This window comes from Vibrio sp. 10N.261.54.E10 (assembly GCF_002877735.2).
GTDB classification, from domain to species: domain Bacteria; phylum Pseudomonadota; class Gammaproteobacteria; order Enterobacterales; family Vibrionaceae; genus Vibrio; species Vibrio crassostreae_C.
This window is the reverse complement of record NZ_MCXE02000002.1, coordinates 1,098,388-1,117,749: the sequence shown is the minus strand read 5'-3', so window position 1 is coordinate 1,117,749 and position 19,362 is coordinate 1,098,388. Positions and strand designations below refer to the sequence as shown.

General features: G+C 44.8%; 17 protein-coding genes. 6 read left to right on the top strand and 11 right to left on the bottom strand.

Annotation, left to right across the window (positions count from 1 at the left end; genetic code table 11):
* Window positions 1-25 precede the first annotated feature (25 nt).
* The 4 genes from dgcN to BCU07_RS16115 form a co-directional block, all read right to left on the bottom strand.
* On the bottom strand, window positions 26-1,033 hold the full coding sequence (gene dgcN / locus BCU07_RS16130) for an N-acetyltransferase DgcN (RefSeq protein WP_017061677.1): 1,008 nt from the start codon (window positions 1,031-1,033) through the stop codon (window positions 26-28).
* A gap of 91 nt (window positions 1,034-1,124) precedes the next feature.
* Window positions 1,125-2,030, bottom strand: coding sequence for a LysR family transcriptional regulator (locus BCU07_RS16125; RefSeq protein WP_102429234.1), 906 nt, complete (start codon window positions 2,028-2,030; stop codon window positions 1,125-1,127).
* 119 nt (window positions 2,031-2,149) lie between these two features.
* Window positions 2,150-2,986 carry an SGNH/GDSL hydrolase family protein gene (locus tag BCU07_RS16120; protein WP_017061675.1) on the bottom strand — a complete coding sequence of 279 codons (837 nt, stop codon included), beginning with the start codon at window positions 2,984-2,986 and terminating at the stop codon, window positions 2,150-2,152.
* Window positions 2,987-3,073: 87 nt separating this feature from the next.
* Window positions 3,074-3,586: an RNA methyltransferase gene (locus BCU07_RS16115; protein WP_017061674.1), complete on the bottom strand. Its 513-nt coding sequence runs from the start codon at window positions 3,584-3,586 to the stop codon at window positions 3,074-3,076.
* A gap of 275 nt (window positions 3,587-3,861) precedes the next feature.
* Here BCU07_RS16115 and BCU07_RS16110 point away from each other — a divergent pair, with 275 nt between their 5' ends.
* Complete coding sequence (locus BCU07_RS16110; RefSeq protein WP_102429235.1) at window positions 3,862-5,523, top strand: methyl-accepting chemotaxis protein; 1,662 nt, start codon at window positions 3,862-3,864, stop codon at window positions 5,521-5,523.
* Between the two features lie 114 nt (window positions 5,524-5,637).
* Here BCU07_RS16110 and BCU07_RS16105 read toward each other — a convergent pair whose 3' ends face one another.
* Entirely contained in the window at window positions 5,638-6,507 is an 870-nt protein-coding gene (locus tag BCU07_RS16105) for a LysR family transcriptional regulator (protein WP_102429236.1), read from the bottom strand.
* 209 nt (window positions 6,508-6,716) lie between these two features.
* Between BCU07_RS16105 and BCU07_RS16100 the strand changes: the two genes are divergently transcribed.
* Window positions 6,717-7,064, top strand: coding sequence for a DUF3316 domain-containing protein (locus tag BCU07_RS16100; RefSeq protein ID WP_102429237.1), 348 nt, complete (start codon window positions 6,717-6,719; stop codon window positions 7,062-7,064).
* A 175-nt stretch (window positions 7,065-7,239) separates the two neighbouring features.
* On the opposite strand, the gene BCU07_RS16095 is transcribed toward BCU07_RS16100, so the two are convergent.
* Window positions 7,240-8,877 carry a methyl-accepting chemotaxis protein gene (locus BCU07_RS16095; RefSeq protein ID WP_102429244.1) on the bottom strand — a complete coding sequence of 546 codons (1,638 nt, stop codon included), beginning with the start codon at window positions 8,875-8,877 and terminating at the stop codon, window positions 7,240-7,242.
* A gap of 259 nt (window positions 8,878-9,136) precedes the next feature.
* On the opposite strand from BCU07_RS16095, the gene BCU07_RS16090 reads away from it, so the two are divergent.
* Window positions 9,137-9,562 carry a DUF3010 family protein gene (locus tag BCU07_RS16090; protein ID WP_017071370.1) on the top strand — a complete coding sequence of 142 codons (426 nt, stop codon included), beginning with the start codon at window positions 9,137-9,139 and terminating at the stop codon, window positions 9,560-9,562.
* A gap of 103 nt (window positions 9,563-9,665) precedes the next feature.
* On the opposite strand, the gene BCU07_RS16085 is transcribed toward BCU07_RS16090, so the two are convergent.
* Window positions 9,666-10,565 carry a DMT family transporter gene (locus BCU07_RS16085; RefSeq protein WP_102429238.1) on the bottom strand — a complete coding sequence of 300 codons (900 nt, stop codon included), beginning with the start codon at window positions 10,563-10,565 and terminating at the stop codon, window positions 9,666-9,668.
* Window positions 10,566-10,689: 124 nt separating this feature from the next.
* Between BCU07_RS16085 and BCU07_RS16080 the strand changes: the two genes are divergently transcribed.
* On the top strand, window positions 10,690-12,117 hold the full coding sequence (locus BCU07_RS16080) for a PLP-dependent aminotransferase family protein (RefSeq protein WP_102429239.1): 1,428 nt from the start codon (window positions 10,690-10,692) through the stop codon (window positions 12,115-12,117).
* A gap of 114 nt (window positions 12,118-12,231) precedes the next feature.
* Here BCU07_RS16080 and BCU07_RS16075 read toward each other — a convergent pair whose 3' ends face one another.
* The 3 genes from BCU07_RS16075 to BCU07_RS16065 all read right to left on the bottom strand — a co-directional run bounded on the left by BCU07_RS16075 (window position 12,232) and on the right by BCU07_RS16065 (window position 14,823).
* Window positions 12,232-12,780, bottom strand: coding sequence for a carboxymuconolactone decarboxylase family protein (locus BCU07_RS16075; protein WP_102429240.1), 549 nt, complete (start codon window positions 12,778-12,780; stop codon window positions 12,232-12,234).
* A gap of 237 nt (window positions 12,781-13,017) precedes the next feature.
* A complete protein-coding gene (locus tag BCU07_RS16070; RefSeq protein ID WP_017064937.1) occupies window positions 13,018-13,587 on the bottom strand; it encodes a GNAT family N-acetyltransferase in 570 nt (189 codons plus the stop codon).
* A complete protein-coding gene (locus tag BCU07_RS16065) occupies window positions 13,588-14,823 on the bottom strand; it encodes a MerR family transcriptional regulator (protein WP_017069793.1) in 1,236 nt (411 codons plus the stop codon).
* A 490-nt stretch (window positions 14,824-15,313) separates the two neighbouring features.
* Between BCU07_RS16065 and BCU07_RS16060 the strand changes: the two genes are divergently transcribed.
* The gene (locus tag BCU07_RS16060; RefSeq protein ID WP_017061663.1) at window positions 15,314-16,477 is read left to right on the top strand and encodes an amino acid permease; all 1,164 of its coding nucleotides are present in this window, start codon (window positions 15,314-15,316) and stop codon (window positions 16,475-16,477) included.
* Between the two features lie 121 nt (window positions 16,478-16,598).
* Here the strand turns inward: BCU07_RS16060 and BCU07_RS16055 are convergent, their stop codons facing one another.
* The gene (locus tag BCU07_RS16055; protein ID WP_102429241.1) at window positions 16,599-18,578 is read right to left on the bottom strand and encodes a methyl-accepting chemotaxis protein; all 1,980 of its coding nucleotides are present in this window, start codon (window positions 18,576-18,578) and stop codon (window positions 16,599-16,601) included.
* A gap of 495 nt (window positions 18,579-19,073) precedes the next feature.
* Here BCU07_RS16055 and BCU07_RS16050 point away from each other — a divergent pair, with 495 nt between their 5' ends.
* Window positions 19,074-19,247 carry a hypothetical protein gene (locus BCU07_RS16050; RefSeq protein WP_017061661.1) on the top strand — a complete coding sequence of 58 codons (174 nt, stop codon included), beginning with the start codon at window positions 19,074-19,076 and terminating at the stop codon, window positions 19,245-19,247.
* The last annotated feature ends 115 nt before the right edge of the window (window positions 19,248-19,362 follow it).

Genomic DNA, 19,362 nt, shown 5'->3' with positions numbered 1-19,362 from the left:
TGGAAACGTAGAAATGATGAAGTCGTTAAAGTGAATGTCGCAAATGATCAGTAATGTGTTGTACACCAAAGCGCACTGGGTCCGTCACTGGCACTTGATAGAGTGTGGTCCATTCTTGGCACAATGTCTCAGCCTCTTCAATGCTAATCGCCGACGTGTTCAAGCAGATACCCACCAGCTTCGCGTCTGGATTAGTCAGTCGCGCCGCTTGCAAGTTGGCTTCAATCGTCTGTTCTATGCTTGGTAATTTAGCATGAGGAAGGTTACGAATATGTGGTCGCCCAACTTCATGACACAGCACTAAGGCATCAGCTTGTGCGCCATGTAAAAGACCCAAACTCACGCCTGCAAACGAAGGGTTGAACAAAGAGCCTTGCCCTTCAATGATGTCCCAATCGTGGTCGGTAAAATCAGGGCTAATCGCTTCAACTGCGCCAGAAATAAAATCCGCAACCACCGCATCAATCGAAATACCGCTGCCTTCAATCAAAATACCTGTCTGCCCTGTCGCTTTAAACTGAGCGGATGTTCCCGCTTGTTTAAGCGACTTTTCAATCGCTAATGCCGAGAACATTTTGCCTACTGAGCAATCAGTTCCGACAGTAAGCAGGCGCTTACCTTGACGAAGCTTACCGTTACCAACATTAAGAACACCGTCAAAATGGCGTACATCATGAAGCTTAGTCAATCCTTGTTGCTGCATGTCAGCAAGCGGTGAAAATTCACTCAATCGTTGGTGCATGCCAGATGCAATCTCATATCCCATTTCTGCAGCGGCCATAATGGTTGACTGCCAAGAATCAGGAATAACACCACCCGGATTTGCGGTACCAATCACTAGCGTCTTCGCGCCCTGCGCTTGCGCCTCTTGCAGGGTCATATCCGTTAAGCCCAGTGAAACGGTATCACCCGTTAAACGCAGTTGACCTAGGCAGATTTCTGGTCGCCATTGATGAATACCGCGAGCTGTTTTTGCAGCGAGTGGGTCAGTAACATCCCCAAGAAAAAGAAGGTAAGGTTGAGCGATCGACATGAGTATTCCTAATTAATAAGCCCTTGTATGGGTTTACTTTAATTAAGAACTTCGAAGCTGCCGAATGCCTATTTATGGCGAGCCTATAACCTTAAGTTATAGGGTGAGTATGGATTTTCAATGAAGCGATAAATTGCTTAACGGAAATCGACTGAGGGGTGTGCTCTGCGCAAAGCATCGATACCGAAAATTGGATGTCTGGTTGAAGCGGCAACACACAGACCGCATCGTCATTTTGATATTGCTCTGCCGTCCACGGATCAACAATCGCAAACCCCGCTTGGTGCTTGACCAGTTCCGCCGCCGCGCTATACCCACGTACAGATATCGGGTGGTGATAATGCTCATCGCGTGCAATAAGGCTTTGATGTAACAGGAGGCCTAATGGATCGCGGCTATCGAGCCCGATGATTGGCAGCGGATAATTGATCAGATCATCTAACGTTAATTCCGCGGGGAAATGATCAACCGTATTGGAAGGAACCAAAACCTTTAGTGATTCGGTTAATAGCGTTTCACTTAATATCGCAGGCGGTGCTTCATCGCCAAAAGCAATAGCAATATCTAGTTCATGCTTGAGTAAACCTTCACACAACTCATCACGGTTTGCTGTCAGTAACTCAAAAGAAATCTCTTGTTTACTGGAATATTGCTCACAATACATTTTGGCGATCACTGGTGTCAGCAATTTAGTGGCTAGAATCGGTGGCGCACCAATGCGTAAATGTTGATGTCCTTGCTTGACTTTGTTGGTCAAAGAACGAAATTGACCCAGTTGCTGATAGACCTTTTCCGCTTCTGGCAGCAAGGTTTTCGCTTCAACCGTTGGTACTAAGCGCCCTTTAACTCGTTCGAATAAGCCAAACCCAAGTTGTTGCTCCGTGTGCGCCAAAATACGGGTCACGTTTGGTTGCGACACATGCAAGCTGCGAGCGGCTCCAGATACGGTTCCGGTCTGCATAATGGCGTAAAAGACTTCCAATTGTCTTAGGTTCACATTGATGTCCTTATGGTTCGCGAAACAAATCTAGGGTTTGGCTTTTCTTGTATTAGCTAAGCTGGTTAACGGTCTATCTGTTTAATTAGCTGTCTATTTTTCTATTTATTTGCGTGAGTCTATTTTAGTAGCTCAGCTATCGTAGGTTGAAGTATCTCAGCCCAAGTTTGATAAGCCTTCGCATTCAAATGCAGATCATCACACGAGTACTTGTTCGACAACAGCTTATTAGGCGACAATACTGAATTCACATCTAAGAACGCAATGCCTTGCTGTGTACAGTACTCGCTTAGCTTGCTATTGAGCAGTTCAACCGACGGATTTAAACCTTGCAGTTTAGAGCCAACATAAAGCGTTGATTGCACCAATATGCGAATCTCATTTTCTTGCCACACCTTAAGCATATCAATGTAGTTCTGGTAGATATGGTCGACATCATAACCCTGAGCTAAATCGTTTATCCCTGCCATAAAACACACCAGCTTTGGCTTCACATTCAACGTGGTATCAATACGGCGCAACATGCCAGTTGTGGTGTCACCCGCTAAGCCACGGTTGACCATCGAAACATCGCGAAAGATATCCGCCCACGGGGCCCATTCGGTGATCGAATCACCAAACATGACTAGATCTGCACTTGGGGAAAAATGGCGATGGTTATCTGATGTCATGATGTAACGGCTCATGCTGTGGCCTCGTTGTTGAATCTCAGACTGAAGAGCGACTGCCTTGAGGATCTCGCTATCTGGCGTGGCGCTATCAAATTGAGCTAGCAATCCTTCGATATGAGGCTTAAAAGGGCTAAGACGAGTACTCAGTTGATGATGTTCTTTAAGGGAAGATAACCTCTCTAGTAATGCATACAAAGAGCGGTTTTGACCAACTTCTTGGAATAACTGATAGAGATCGAGGACAGAGTGTTGCTGTAGCGCGGCAAGTAATTGCTTGTCTTCCATGGTGTTATCTAACCCTTCAATTATCTGATGATGAACTCAAGATAATATCCGATTGCGTACGGGATAGATAACACTAGAAGCAGAGAATTACTTTTCTTTGATTAGCAGATGGTTACGGTTATCACGGCTTTTCTTAATCAGTTCGTTGCTCTCATCCATTTCATCAGATTTAGCAAGACGATCGTAAAGCAGCACATTCACTGTCGCTGCCAAGTTCATGCAGCCAACTGTTGGTACGTACACAACATGATCGGCTCTGTCGGCGACATCTTGAGAAATAGAGCCGTCTTCAGGGCCAAAGATATAAATGGCATTTTCTGGGTGTTTAAAACGCGGTAGTGGTGTTGCACCTTCTGCGAGTTCTACGCAAACGATCTTAGTTTCTGGATCAAGGTTATCCAAAAACGACTCGACACCCGTTAGTGGGATAGTACGCGCAGCACTCTTGGTATCGGTATGAAATTTAGCGGCTTTTTCGTAGCGTTGCCCTGTGTATTTAACTTCGTCGACTTGGTAACAACCAGCCGCGCGCATAACAGCACCAACGTTTGTCGGGCTCTTTGGGTTAGTTAAACCAATAGTCACATGGCTTTTGTTCATGAATCTTTCTCACTTAACGAATAGACATAGCAGGGTGCTACAAAGCGTCGCATTCTACCAAAGCAGCGCCAAATTCAAAAGCATCGTAACAAACCGCTCTTTTTATCATTAAGCCCCTAGTTGCAAGGCTTCTAACGTCAAAAACCTAACCGCCATCATGTTTATAAAACAAAAACATTTCTGGATAACAATTCAACAACAAGTCCATTTACATTTTAAAACCACATTAATAATGTGTTGAAAATTGCATGAGATAATCACACAGGAAGCGTGACATGACCCTAACCATCAAAAACCGCCTTTATATTCTCTCTTTCATTCCGTTGCTACTAATGGCAATTGGCATGATGAGCGTGACGTATATGAAGAGCACCGAGCTAACCGCACAGCAAGTTGAATCGACGCGTAGCAATATGATGGCGATGAAAGAAAAGGAACTCAAAGCGTATCTACAAATGGCCTACTCTTCGATCAGCCCATTTTTGGATAGAGGTGCAACATTAGAAGAAGCCTTACCAACATTAAGAACACTCGAATATGGCGAATCTGGCTACATCTTTGGCTATGACTCTAAAGGCGTTCGAGTGGTTGTTGGACAAAACAACGATGGTATTGGTAACAACTACTACGACCTGCAAGACAAAAAAGGCAACTACCTGATTCGTGACTTGATCAAGAACTCAAAGCTTGGTGAATTCACCACCTACTACTTTCCAAAACTTGGTCAATCCGAAGCCCTACCGAAACTGAGCTACTCGATATTCGTTCCCCAGTGGGACTTGATGCTAGGTACAGGCTTCTATACTGACGACATCGATGCGGTCATCGCAGAGATGAAAGAGAGCTCAAATGCTGCGTTACAAAGCTCATTGACGGCCATCGCTATATTCTGTGGTTTGATTGCCCTAGTAGTTGCTGTGTTTGCCGTTGCCGTCAACCGTACCATCATGCAACCACTCGAGCAGTTTGATCGTTCAATCAGCGCATTCGCGAGTGGCGAAGCTGACTTAACCGCTCGAATGGAAACCTTCAAAGCGCCCGAGTTCACAAAACTCAGCGAGAACTTCAATGCCTTTGTGGCAAGCCTGCAAACCATCATTCGCAGCGTAAGTGATGTCGGTCAGCAAGTCGTAGCCGAGACATCTAACATGTCTTCTCGTGCTGCGCAGGTCGACGAGATTGCTACTGGGCAACGTGAAGAGACTGAACAAGTTGCAACGGCGATGACTGAAATGACCACAACGGCGCAAGAGATCTCGAGCAACGCTAGCCAAGCGGCGGATTCCGCTAAACTTGCAGAGGGCAATGCCAAAGAAGCGCAACAGATAGTAAACGCCGCTGCAGATTCGGTGGCAGGCCTAGCGAGCGAAGTATCAGAAGCCAACACTGTCGTGTCTCGTTTAGAAGGTGATGTGCAGAATATCTCCTCTTCGTTGGCGGTCATCCAAGACATTGCCGAGCAAACTAACCTACTCGCGTTGAATGCCGCGATTGAAGCTGCACGTGCAGGCGAACAAGGTCGTGGGTTTGCTGTGGTTGCCGATGAGGTTCGTAAACTGGCAAGCCGTACTCAAGAAAGCACTGGCGACATTCACAAGATGATTGAGCAACTTAAAGCTGCCTCAGATGCTGCTGTGAAAGCGATGGATTCAAGTCAAAACCGAAGTGCGCAAACCGTGGAAGAAGCGAATGCCGCAGCCAAAGCACTGGCGAAGATCCAAGCGTCGATTGATACCATCATGGACATGAACTCGCTTATTGCGACAGCCACTGAACAGCAAAATATTGTAGGACAAGAAATATCTCAACGCATCGTGGTGATTTCTGACCAAAGCTCACAATCGGCAGAACTCGCGAATCAAAACCGTACAGGTAGCCAAAACCTCAACAGTCGTGCAAATGAGCTGTATCACTTGGTGGATCGCTTCACCGTCTAATACATTTTCGGTCTAGTAAGCCGTAATCAAACGATAATTAATCCTAAAACACGTCGGGCTTCAGAATCTCTATTCTGAAGCCCGTTTTTATCGGTGGAGGTTTTAAGCCATACACTAATCCAATTGCTCAGAAAGGAAGTCCACCAGCAGGCGAACCTTTGAAGATAAGTTGCGGTTCTGAGGATAAAGCGCCCAGATCCCTTCTTTGTCATCTCGATAATCGGACAGCACCTCAACCAACTCACCAGAATCAAGGTCTTCACTCACATAGTATTCAGGCAACTGCACCAAGCCAATGCTCTGCTTAGCTGCGTCTAATAAGGCTAGTCCACTGTTACACCTAATTCGCCCATTAACACGAACTGAGCGAGGGCGTCTATTTTCTTTGAAACGCCAATGTTCAAATCCACCGACTAAACATTGGTGATTATTTAATTCTGATAATGTATGCGGCTCGCCATAACGTTCAATATATTCAGGGCTTGCACATACATAAAGTTGGCGTTGAGACAGCCTCTTTGCCACAAGGCTTGAATCTTCCAAGCGGCCAAGACGAATCGCAACATCAACACCCGAATCGATAAGATCGAGCTTTTGATTGGTCAGCATCAGCTCAAGCTCTACTTGCGGGTGAAGCTTTAAGAATTGATGCAGTATTGGGGCGAGTTGGCGCTCACCATAAGTCACAGGCGCGGTGACTTTCAGTAAGCCTTTGGGTGTGGATTGCATCTGCGTGACCGCAAGCTCAGCAATTTCTAAACCTTCGACCAACAACTTACATTGTTGGTAATAGAGTTGCCCAGCCTCTGTAAGAGACACCTTTCGAGTCGTTCGATTGAGCAGTTTCACTGCGAGTCGTTCTTCGAGGTTTGCTACTCTACGACTGATTTGAGCCACCGACGTAGCGAGCTTCTGCGCCGCACCAGTAAAGCTTTCACGCTCTGCCACTGCAACAAACTCACTTACCCCTTCCCAATTGGCCATGCCTTTACCTTATGCTGAACTTTGGTTACCCATACAGTGTATTGAAGTTAGATATCAGTGTCACCTTGCTTGATATGCGCTGTGCATTAATCTTCGGCACCTATAGTCATTCCCTTACAGAACCATATTTTTGTCCTAACATTAACCTCATCCCCTATTGCTAGGGTGAGAATCTCTAAAACACTGGTACAACAAAGTAAGGTATCCCTTTGAAGAAGTTAATCATACTTGTATCAACTCTTGTACTCAGCACCACTGCGTTTGCAGCAACTAAAACAACAATTCAAGAAACAACGCTAAAATCTGATACATTTGTTACTGAAGCGGAAGCATACGATGCAGGCACCAACCTTATGGATGAGTTAAGCGCAAAAACACCTTTTGAGCTTTCAAGAGAACTGCCACAGTTCCAACAGACAACCAAATACGATTCGTTCAAGATTGATGACGCGAATATGGAAGTGAAGAAAATCACTAACATGAGCGGTGACATTCATTACCAAGCGAACGTAAAAGTTGACTACCGTTACACATACAAAGACGGTCGCAGCAGCTAACACCGAATGATTGATCAGGTCTAAAAACTGATCACCTAGTCAAAAGACTGATCACCTAGTCAAAAAGAAAGCCCGCACTCATAGAGTGCGGGCTTTTTTGTCGTTCACCGCTGATTAATGGGACTCAATACGAGCAACCATTATCAGCTCATATTCGTCTGTCTAATTTTGAAAATTACACTTCAAACTGAGACACAAGGCTATCTAGCGCTTCACACTGTTCAGCCAATGCCATACATGCATTTTCTGCGCTGCTTGCCATCTCAACCATTTGCATGGTGCTTTCAGCGATGCGTTGAACATTCTTATTCACTTCTTCAGACACTTGAGACTGTTGCGAAGCCGCCGTAGCAATTTGTGTGTTCATGTCATTCATCTTGCCAATTGAGTTACGAATCTCACTCAATGAAGATGCTGCAGTTCCTGCTTGAACAATGGTTTTCTCGCCACTCACTTTGCTTTCAGTCATCACACCAACCGCGTGTTTAGCACCCACTTCTAAGCGTTCAATCATTGATTGGATTTCGCCAGTGCTGTCTTGAGTTTTACTCGCAAGCGCTCGAACTTCATCAGCCACAACCGCAAAGCCACGACCTTGTTCACCCGCTCGTGCCGCTTCAATTGCCGCATTCAAAGCAAGTAGGTTGGTTTGCTCTGCAATGCCTTTGATAACTCCCAAAATAGAGGCAATGTTCTTCACGTCTGTGTCCAGCTCTTGAACAACACCGCCCGCGTTCTCGATATCTTGCGCAAGGCGTTCAATCGAAGTCACGGTCAAGCCAAGCGTGGTGTCTGCCGATTCCACTTCATGATTGGCAACATTACTGGCGGTTGCCGCATCTAATGCATTACCAATCACCACTTCACTGGTTGCTTGCATCTCATGAACCGCCGCCGCGACTACTTCACTTTCACGCTGTTGGTTCGATGAAAATTCAGCAACACTTTGCGTTAACGATTTAATGTTTTCCATCTCAGCGCGTACCGCATTCGATGTAAAAATAACTTGTTCGACGGTGACATGGATCTTGCCAACAAACTGGTTGAAAGCAGAACTTAAACGAGCGATCTCATCATTACCTTCGACCTTCATACGTTGAGACAAGTTACCGTCACCCGATGCGATCTCATTCATCGCTTTCTCTACGTTCTGGATTGGCTGAACGATAAAGCGATTGGATAACCACATAGCGAAAAGTGCAGCGAAAACAGCAACGGCCATACCCACTTCAATGATCAACTTACTCGATTCAATAGAGTCATCGGCTTGCTGGCGAAGCTCTTTCTGTTTCAATTCGATCAGAGTTCGGATATCGCGCAGTTGAGTACGAATGATCGCAAACTCTGCGTCAAGCGCTGGCGAGTAATCAATATTGTATTGGTCTGCGTTTGCTGGATCAGCGAACATTGGCTCGTGCAGTGCCACCCACTTGCTCATCGCGTTAACAAGCTTTGCTAACTCGCCACGTGAAGATGGGTCCAACACGCCCGCTTGATACAAGGTTTCGACACTTTGAAAACGAGGAACCGCTTTGTAAGCGTTGTCTTTAAATTCAAACTTTTGGTACTCGACCGCCGCTTGGTCTTTCGCAAGCAACAGACCTTGTGCCGAAGCGATAATTTGGTAGATATCTCGGTAGCCATCTTCTAGGTTATCTAGCACTGGCTGAACCACATTATTGAGCTCGTTATTAATCGCAGCCTGAGCATTAGATCTAATGACATTAAGCACAGTAACGGTAGAAAAAACAATCACAATCACCAACAGCGGGATCGCGATTTTACTCTTAATCGAAAGATTATTGATATTCATTGGGATTAATAACCACACTTCAAATAGGGATGCGCGCGCAATATACAGCACACATATAAAATCCCGCTAAGCTTTTGTGAGCTTCATCTCATAGCAAACGATACCGTAAATTCGTGTGATGCTTTTTCAATCAAAGGTTAACTTTCGGCGACTAAAATACTCTCTGATTTAGACTTATTTGCTGCTGATACGCGCAAATACTGGAGAAGTGTTAGAAATAACACCATAATGTAGGGCTCTAAAATAAGTAGGTAAGAACATGAAAATTTGTGGTGTTGAAATCAAAGGTAACGATGCAGTCATCTGTCTTCTTTCTCTGTCAGACGGCGTATTTAACATTCCTGATTGCCGAGTTTCTAAGGTTGCGATTAGCGACGCAAACGACACACAGAATATGAAAGACTTTCAATTCTCTTTTGCAAAGTTAATGGAAGATTACCAAGTAGAAAAAGTTGTAATTCGCCAACGTCAGACTAAAGGCAAATTTGCTGGCGGTGGCTTCGGCTTCAAACTAGAAGCAGCAATTCAGTTGATCGACGGCCTAGACGTAACCGTTGTATCACCTGCTGACATCAAGGAGAGCCTTAAGCGCAACCCTCTTATGATGAAGTTCAAAGAAACTGGCCTTAAGCAATACCAAGAAGCACCGTTTACAACGGCTTACGCTTGCTTGATGAAGCGCTAATCAAAAGTCGCTAGCCAATATTTTATATAGAAAGAGCCTGAATATTCAGGCTCTTTTTTGTTTCTAGTCATCGATTTTTAGTAGGATGAGTTTGGTATACAAACTACCGCTCTAACACTGTTCGCCTACGAGCCTTAATTAACTCAGGCTTTTTCACCACCAAATAAACCGCCGCAGCAGACAAAGCAAAGCCCATCGCGCCATACATGTCGAACGACTCACCGAAAATAAGCCACGCTTGGATTGCTGTCGTCGGTGGCACCAAGTAAAAGACCGAAGCCACACTTGAAGATGCACCGTGCTCTACCATGTAAAGCAACAATAGGATGGCAACACAAGACAGAACGACCACCAGCCAAATTAGAGTCAACGTGAATTCTATCGTCCAGTTTACTTGCATAGTTTCGTAACGCATTGCGAACGGCAGAAACAACGCGGCAGAAGCCAAATATTGCACCATCGCACCGCCGACCATATCTGTCCCCTGACAGAAGCGCTTCTGATACAAAGTGCCGCAGGTAATACCCACCAAAGAAACCAAACACAATAACGTTGCCAAGCCTTTTTGGTCGTCTGACTGCCATTCAATATTGCCCATCAACACCAAACTAATACCCGCAAAACCAAGCGCTAACCCCAACCACTGTGCAAAATTAAAACGCTGCGAAGTACAGCTGATCATAATCAATGCGGTAAGAATCGGTTGTAAGCCAACAAGTAGAGAACTCAACCCGGCGGGCATACCTATATCAATCGCCAGATAGGTGCCACCAAGGTAGAAACCATGAATCAAGATGCCAACCACACTTGCGTGGAAGAATGCTCGACCACGAGGAATACGACGCTTAAGGATTGCAATCAAAACCAAGAACAGCGCCACGTTGGCTACCATCCTCAATGAAAGTAATGTTGCGGGTTCGGCATATTCAACACCAAGACGTGCGCCGACAAAACCTGACGACCACAATATTACAAACACAAACGGAATCATTTTAATCAGCATTACAAACCTCTGGTCAACTCTTCATCAATGCTGTTACCTTAGTTGGGTACAGATAACTAATAAAGATACAGATATAACACTTTAAATGGTTACAGATTGAGAGTGTGCAACGAGGGAGAAACACGTGGAAGCAGAACTCAGCGGCAATAAATACCTTGCTACCGAACAACATATTAAGGCTCAGATCGATAAGGGGCTCTTTCATCCAGACGATCGCCTTACCTCGATCCGCCAGTTAAGCGAACAGCTTGGCGTAAGCAAAAATACCGTAATTCGCGCCTATCAAGAACTGGAAGCCACAGGCTGGGTTTATTCAGTACCTAAATCTGGCTATCGCGTGAAAGCACCGAACACCACCAGCTGGGATGCATCAAGCCAACCTCAAAAAGTCGATCTGTTGTCTGTCACCAAATCGGTACTCTCTCGTCCAAAAGGTCGCCTGAAACTGTTGGCAGGCTCCGCGCACCCGAACATCAACAATCCTGCGATTCGTAGCTTGTATGCCGAGATTGGCCGTCACAGTCGATTACAAACTCAGCTTCCCGGTTATTACCAACTACCCCCCGGCGACGAGCAATTAGTAAAGCAATTGTTAAAGATCACTCATGATCTTGGTGTGCCTGCGGGCTCGAAAGAGATTGCAATTACTCATGGTGCTCAACAGGCGATCAGTCTAGCTTTGCGTGCGCTCACCAAGCCCGGCGACATCGTGGCGGTCGAGTCGCCCTGTTATTTCGGTAATCTACTTTTACTTGAATCACTTGGATTGCAAGCTTTAGAAATCCCAAGCAGCGTTAGCCACGGTATTGATATACCATCCCTACAGAGTGCGTTGGACAAATGGGAAGTGAAAACCTTACTGCTAACGCCAAACTTTACTAATCCAACCGGTTCACGGATGCCATTGGCGAATCGAAAAGCATTACTGGAGATCACCGGATCTTTGCCAATTATCGAAGACGATGTGTTCGGTAGCTTGGCATTCGATACACCAATCGCTAGCCTCAAAGAGCTTGATGATCAAGATAGAGTCATCTACGTCAACTCACTGTCTAAAACATTAGACTCACGCTTGCGAATCGGTTGGTTACTGTCTGGGCGCTACCAACCTTTGGTCGAAAAGTACCTTTTATGCGACAACATGGGCAGCTCAAACCTAATGCAATCGGCGGTGGGGCAATTCCTCACGACCGGCAAATATCGCAGTCATTTGTCTAAGATGAAGCGGCTCTACCAAACCAATCAAAAGCAATTCCAAAGCCTGTTAATACAAGCACTAGATAGCTACCCACACCTTGTCGGGCAATACCACCTATCAAAACCGGAAGGCTCTTTTTTAAACTGGATAACACTGCCTGAATCGGTCGATAGCTACGCAGTCTATCAAGACTGTTTAAAGCATAAGCTCGGGATCTTACCCGGAACAGTATTTGGCACCAACGACCAATATAAACATTGCCTGCGCTTCACTGTCGCCAATATTGAAGAGAGCAAAGAGTGGAAAGAAGGGGTTGTAACACTAGCGAAAATAATCGCTAAGCACGTGCGTTAGGTTACCTTTCTAATTACCATTTAGACCAAAACAACAAAGCCCCATTCAACTGAGTGGGGCTTTCATCATTATCATATCTTGAGTTGCTTAAATACGATGGTTAGTTAAATACGATTACCCTTGCCAAGCGAACTGTTCAAAAACTTTGTCGACTGGCGTTTTAGCAACGTAGTTTACGTAATTACTGATCACTTTCTGAGACAGGCCAAGAATCACTTCTAGCACTTGTTGCTGACCGTAGCCCGCTTCGAAAAATGCTGCCATTTCACTTTCAGGCACATTGCCGCGGTTACGTACCATGCTCAGCGTAAAATCATGCAGGGCTTGCAGCTTTTCAGTGGGTAAATCTGTGCGATTACGCAGTGCTTCGGTGATTGCAGGATCGACCTTCATTGAATGTGCAATGCCAGTGTGTGCAGGAACGCAGTAGTGGCATTCGTGTTCAACGTTGATGGTTTGCCAAACAACCGTTAGCTCTTCAGCATCGAAAGATGAGTCACTAAACGCCTGATGAAGCTGAGTGTAAGCCTTAAGTGTGTTTGGAGATTCAGCCAACACACCAAACAAGCCCGGCACTCTGCCCATCTGCTTTTTAGCGCCCTCAAGAATAGGTTGGCTTTGCTCTGGCGCGGATTCTACTGAGTGAATTTTGAAGTTGCTCATTGCTCTATCCCTATCAATTTTCGGTTCTAAAGTTATTCAATCACGGAGCAATTAATGAATGTTCTCCGTTGGTGTAAAAACAATATAGATCAAACAAGAACGATCGTTCAAGTGTTATTTTGAACAGTTGTTCAATTTATACATTGAAGCCAGAAGAATGTCTTCGTTCATAACAAGAAAGCCCAACAGGCAAACACCTGATGGGCTTTCTCTTTTTCTCAATTTTTTTGCAAGCGGCTACCAATATTCTGCGTGGGCCAAGCCTTTAACACAGCTCGACTTGCCACTTGTTACTTTAATTTCACCACCAGTCAACGATTGAGCCAACCAACCGTGAGAGAAACTCAATTCAAAGGGCGCAGGGACTTGCTCAACGGTAATTTGCTCAAAGCCCACTTTTGAATAGTAGTTAGGATCACCGTACGTCACTGCAAGCTCAATACCCTGCTCTTTTAGGAGCTGCAAACCGGAGTTAATCAGGCGCTGACCAATACCACGCTTTTGCACCTGAGTGCTCACCGCGACTGGCGAAAGCAAATATGCCTTGGTTTCATCGTCAAATGAAAGCGACGTAAAGATAATCGAGCCTACAATCGTACTATCCGCATCCGACTCACTAGAATCATCTTCAACAACAAAGCAAAATAGCTCTGTCGGAGCTGTGGTCGTTAAAAGATCGTTGGCAAGCTCACCCAAAGTTTTACCTTCGTTCTCACCTTCTGAATCCGTAAAGGTTTGAGTGAAAACTTGAGTGATCGTTTCGATTTCATTTGAATTATATTGCCTAAATTTCATGGTGTTACTCATTTACTTTAATTTCTTGAGCACAAAGAACTGATAATCAAAATCACGTTGTTCAGAACCTTTCGAAGGCTCTTGACCCAAACCGTTCTTTGATGTGCTGCTATCGAAAAATTGTTTAACTTCATTGTCGCAATCGACGAGCGCTTTTGAGTTCGGCATCGTTGCTTTAAGCGCTTCTATTCGCTTTTGAAAGGGCTGGTAATACGCAAGCCAACCAGCGTCACTCATTGCAAAGTGATCCAAAACTTCATAACCCGCTGCTTTTGCCTGTTTAATACGCTCGGAAACCGTCGTCATGTCCGGGTACTCTTTCTGCCAGAACGCTTTGCTCGATTCGTTAGGTTGTTCGGTATTCCACACCAAATCATTAACGACCAATATGCCGTCATCACTGAGTAAATTTCGCCACTGCTTTAGCGCCTTTTCAACACCCATGATGTAAGCGCTGCCTTCCGACCAAATTAGGTCAAACGACTTAGCTTCAAACGGCAGATCCATCATGCTCGCGCATACGGTTTTGACGTTGCTTTCTAAGCCAAGAACCTGTGCTTGCTGAGTCAGAACATCTAAACTCGGTTGATCATTATCTACCGCCGTTATTTGCACATCCACTTGATGTTCTACTAAGGCTTTCGCTAACACAGAGGTGGCAATACCTTTACCACAACCGATCTCAAGCACACGTTTAGGAGAAACCGAAACGTGTACCAACGCCGCTAAAGTATCTTCCGCTGTTCCTGGCCCTAAACGCTGTAAACCCTCAAAGATCACCTCAAAATCCGCCATGTACTGGTCATGATCGTTCATGTCTTTTGAAAGCCATTTCAGTCGCAGTGCTTGCTTCTCATCAAAGCCTTGCTTAATGAGCCAATCGAGATGCGCATCAGGCGCCACCTTGTCCATCGATTCATGCCAATCTTGCAAACCACTCTCGCCTAACAAGGCCGATAAAAGATCTCTCGAACGCTGTTTCTGAGCGATCTCTTCGTCCAATTGTTCGAGTCGGTTTTGTAACAAGGAGCGGTCAACCTTGGCATCCAAACACGCCTGACACTCTTTCAACGTCAGTCCACCCGCTTGTAACTGCTGCAACAATTTCACACGCTGCAAGTCGCGTTCGGAATAACTTCGATAACCATTATTGGTGCGTTGAGCTTCTATCAAACCCAACTTTCCATAGTACAAAAGCGTTGAACGGCTCAGGCCAACGAGCTCCGCTAATTCAGATATGCGATACATCCACTTCTCCCTCATTTCAGTAGTAAAGATAAACTATGAAGTTGTAGTCAGGTCAACAGAATTTTCGACACTTTTCTCGTTCTTTACCTATTTACCTTCAAATTGATAAAGCGATCTGAGCGTGTCTTTTACCCATAGAACGGTTAGTCATCGACATTGCCTGAACGGGATTCAGGAAAAGGAGAGGATTAAACTTGATGAATTGAAAACAATTGGCTCATAAACATACTTCTTTCTAACCGAATTTTGCTAACTTCTAAATTATTCAACAATGGACGAACGTTAACTAAACGATAAATAAACTCACCGAGTGAATACTTAAATCAACCACACATATACACCAGAAATTCCTGCTTAAATTTTTTAGAAAAATTCAAAATTTATTAGAAATTAACCCCTAACTTTACTGAGTATTTTGTTAGTCTTGGAAACAATTATTTACAATCCAAACAAAATTTAATTGGATCGCTTGAGGTTGTTTTTCTTGAATATGAAATTATTCGGCAGTTCTTTGATTCTGTCAGGAACTGCATTAGGGGCTGGCATGCTCGCTATTCCCATGGTGTTGGCCCAATTTGGCTTCATGATCAGCTCAGTGCTGATGCTACTTATCTTTATCGGCACCACATACTCTGCACTCCTCCTGGCAGAAGCATGCACTAAAACTAAAGACAACAGTGGCATGAGCAGTGTTGCTTACCTCACTCTGGGCAGCAAAGGTAAACACTTTATCAATGCACTCTTTTACCTGTTGCTAGTATGCATGTTGATCGCTTATATCTTGGGTGTCGGTGACATCATTCATAAGCTACTGCTCGACGTTGGTGTCGATGTATCAGCATCCGTTGCGTATACCATTTTCAGCCTATTGATGGGTGCTATCGTCGTCTCGGGCAAGTCTTATATCGACAAACTGAATCGCGGGCTATTCATCTTGATGGTCGTGATGCTGTTTATCGTTATCGCGTCATTATTTAGCAACATTCGCCTTGATTACCTAACTCAAACCAGCCAATACACGGCCAACGACGTGGTGCAATACAGCGCAGTTATCTTTACTAGCTTTGCCTCTATGGTGGTGATCCCGTCACTGGTTATCTACAACCGTGAAGCAACTCAAAAGCAGATCCGCAATATGATTCTGCTAGGCTCAGTGATTCCATTAATTTGCTACCTAACTTGGTTATTCGCGATTATCGGCAACCTTGGCACAGACGCGATAAGCCAGTTCCACAATATCTCTGAGTTGATCTCTGCGTTCAGCGGCCAATCTGCTTGGTTGAAAGTGGTGATCGCTCTGTTCTCTGCTCTGGCCTTGGTGACTTCTTTCCTCGGCGTGTCGATGGCGCTTTACGACCAAAACAAAGATGCGGTGACCAACAACAAAGCGTTGGCTTATGCGCTAACCTTCATCTTACCTTTGGTATTAGCTGAGCTGTTCGCTAGCCAGTTTGTAAGCATGCTGGACTATGCAGGCATGGTCCTGGTGTTCCTAGCTATCTGGGGCCCACTCGCAATGGTAGTTAAGGTTCGCAGACCTGACTTCCCTCACCTACAAACCGAAGGCAGCTACACAGCAGCCGGTGGCGACACGGCATTAATGGCGACATTTGGTTTTGGTGCGTTGATTTTCGTGTCTTGGTTTATGGGGTAGATCCCCATTGAATGGACTATCTGTTGCCATTTAGAAGACAGCAGATACAAATAGCCCGTTAGTCCTGCTATTAAAAGTAGAGACTAACGGGCATTTTACTTCTTATTGGAGTGCTTGCTAGTTAGCTCTTAAACGTACTCGCAATATCTTTCAATGAAGCTGCTAACTGAGCTTGTTCTTTGGCTGTTGCAGCTATTTGCGTTGCACCTGTCGTAGATTCTGTCGACTTCTGCTCTACTGCCATGACGTTTTGAGCAATATCTTGAGTCACTACCGCTTGCTCTTCGGTAGCGGTTGCGATCTGCTCAGTCATGCTAAAGATCTCGCTCACCGATGCTGAGATACCTTGTAAGGTGTGTTCCACCTCTTTTGAATCCTCAACCGCTTTAGACGACATCTTCTGACTGTTATCAATCACATTAAACGCGGTTTGCACATCAGACTGTAACGAGCTGATGAAACCTTCAATTTCAGCTGTCGACTGCTGAGTACGCTGTGCTAACGTGCGAACTTCATCAGCCACTACCGCAAATCCACGACCTTGCTCACCCGCTCTTGCCGCTTCAATTGCCGCGTTCAATGCTAACAAGTTAGTCTGTTCAGCGACGGACTTAATCACATCAATCACACTGTTGATGTTATTACTGCTCTCGTGTAAGTGCGTGATCTTTTCCGCTAGATCATTAATTTCAGATGCCAGTTTTTCGATAGAGTGGTAAGAGTTTTGAACCGTACTCAAACCTTCTTGAGACTGCTCATCGACCAGTTTAGCGGAACTTGCTGTCTGCTGAGTTTTAGCCGCCACCTCATTTACCGTTGCTGATAACTCTTCTGTCGCCGTCGCAACCAAGCCAATTTGGTCTTGTTGTTGCACTAGCGTGTTCGAATTGTAGTGACAGGTTTGTGAGGTTTCTTCAGCGGCTGAAGCTAAGGTCAGACTCGACTGAGACAGGTTGTCGATAACGTTTGAAAACTTCTCTAGCGTTTCGTTGAGTGCCGAAGAGATCTGTCCAAGCTCGCTGTTGCCAACGAACTTAGCACGAACTGTTAAGTCGTTGTCATTACGAACCTTAGACAACATCACTGTAAGATCTTTTACTCTCATCGTCAGGTCGCTGATCGCCTTATAGCTCACGAAGGTCGCGAACAAGGTTATCAAAGCAAACAGACCAATACTCATCATCATCGCAGACTGCGCCTCTGACATTTTTTTCTCTGTCAGTGCGATAAGCGACTCTGCTAGGCGGTTTTCTGTTTTCTTTAGCTGAACAATACGAGCGGTAGATTGCGAGAACCAGTACACAGGATCAACATCAAAACCGCTCATCTTAGATTCAGCCAAACCACGAAGCTTTTCTACTTCTGCCACCGAACGATCATTCAATTGCTGTTCAAAGAAACGAACGTTAGCTGGGTTACTCAATACCTCAAAGTTTGAGAAATAGGTATTTTGCTCAGTCACCAAAGAGATGAATTTAACCAACATGCCTGGGCCAAATTCATTTTTAGAGAAGGTATTATTTAGGACAGCACGCTCGATACCCGCTCGCTCTTTACCTTGTAAAAAGTTGTAGTAAGCGATGGTTTCAGTGGTGATGGCAGCATCAGAGCTAAGCTCAGCAATTAACGCCGATACGCTCAGCAGCTTTGCATTAAGTTGGGTGTAATAACCCAAAGCCTCAGACAGCGGAATCGATTGAGAATCGACCCGATTACGAATAGAAGTGATCTGATTGAGGCTTCGGCTGATTTCTGTATTCAACTTTGTGATTTGCGGTAAATCGATATCAGCCGACTGCCAATATTCGCATCTCTGGTCACGTCGAGTATCCGCACTTGCTCTTTGTGAACGTAGTTCACTGACAAACTGAGTACCCTGTGAGCCGATAAAACCGGCAGTCATTCCACGCTCTTTCTGTAACTCGTGCACTAATTCACTGTATACAACCGACAAACGGGTAAGTTGGTTTAATGAAGACAATTCACTGGTGGTTTCTACGCCTTTTGAAATCGCAGAAACGCTAAGCCATAGAAATCCCAAGATCGGTAAAATAAGCAAAGCGATGATTTTTTGCTTAAAAGACATATCGGTTAATTTCATTATCATTTCCCTAGCAGCTAACAAATCTTTTCAGTCATCTAACTCGCACACCCTTAATAAGATGCGCCTCAATTGTGACTGTATAATTATTCAACTTGATCAATGTGCATCAATTACCGTGCTACACAGATCGCGATGCGATGAAGGTAACATTTAACCTTACAAAATTCATTGATTTACCGATAAAACTGTTAGCTAAGCGACCTAACGATACCCAAAACACATGCGACAACATTTTATTGACGTAAGCGACTGAAATCTGACACACTTTAACTACCCAAAAGGGGTAGGCCTGCACCAATTATGTGCTCAGAGAAAACGATATATTCAGAACTAACTATAGATTCAACGCTCACCAGCGATTGATTCACAACTAATCAACTCCCTATTCTGCGCTGATTAACTGTCTATTCCTCGTTAACTAAATATGTATAATGCCGAATTATCAAAGTAGAGATTCGCAATAAATATGCGACAACAACTGAGAGATATTGTATGGATTGTCCCGCTTGCGAAGAACATATCGGTTGGGAATGGGTAGAAGAAGCGGCTATTGAACCCAATGAGGAATTCGATTGTCCAGAGTGCGAAGCAACATTGATGTACACCATCGATGAAGGCACCTACTACGGCGCTCAGCACAAGACCGTAGAAGTTATTGATGATTAAGATTATTTCCTGATGATCTGGATGTTTTATTAACTCTTTGATGTTCTAAGCCTGCGCAAAGCAGCTAAACACACCTTTACTAGAACGGGCGTTCAGCATAAAATATTGAACATAT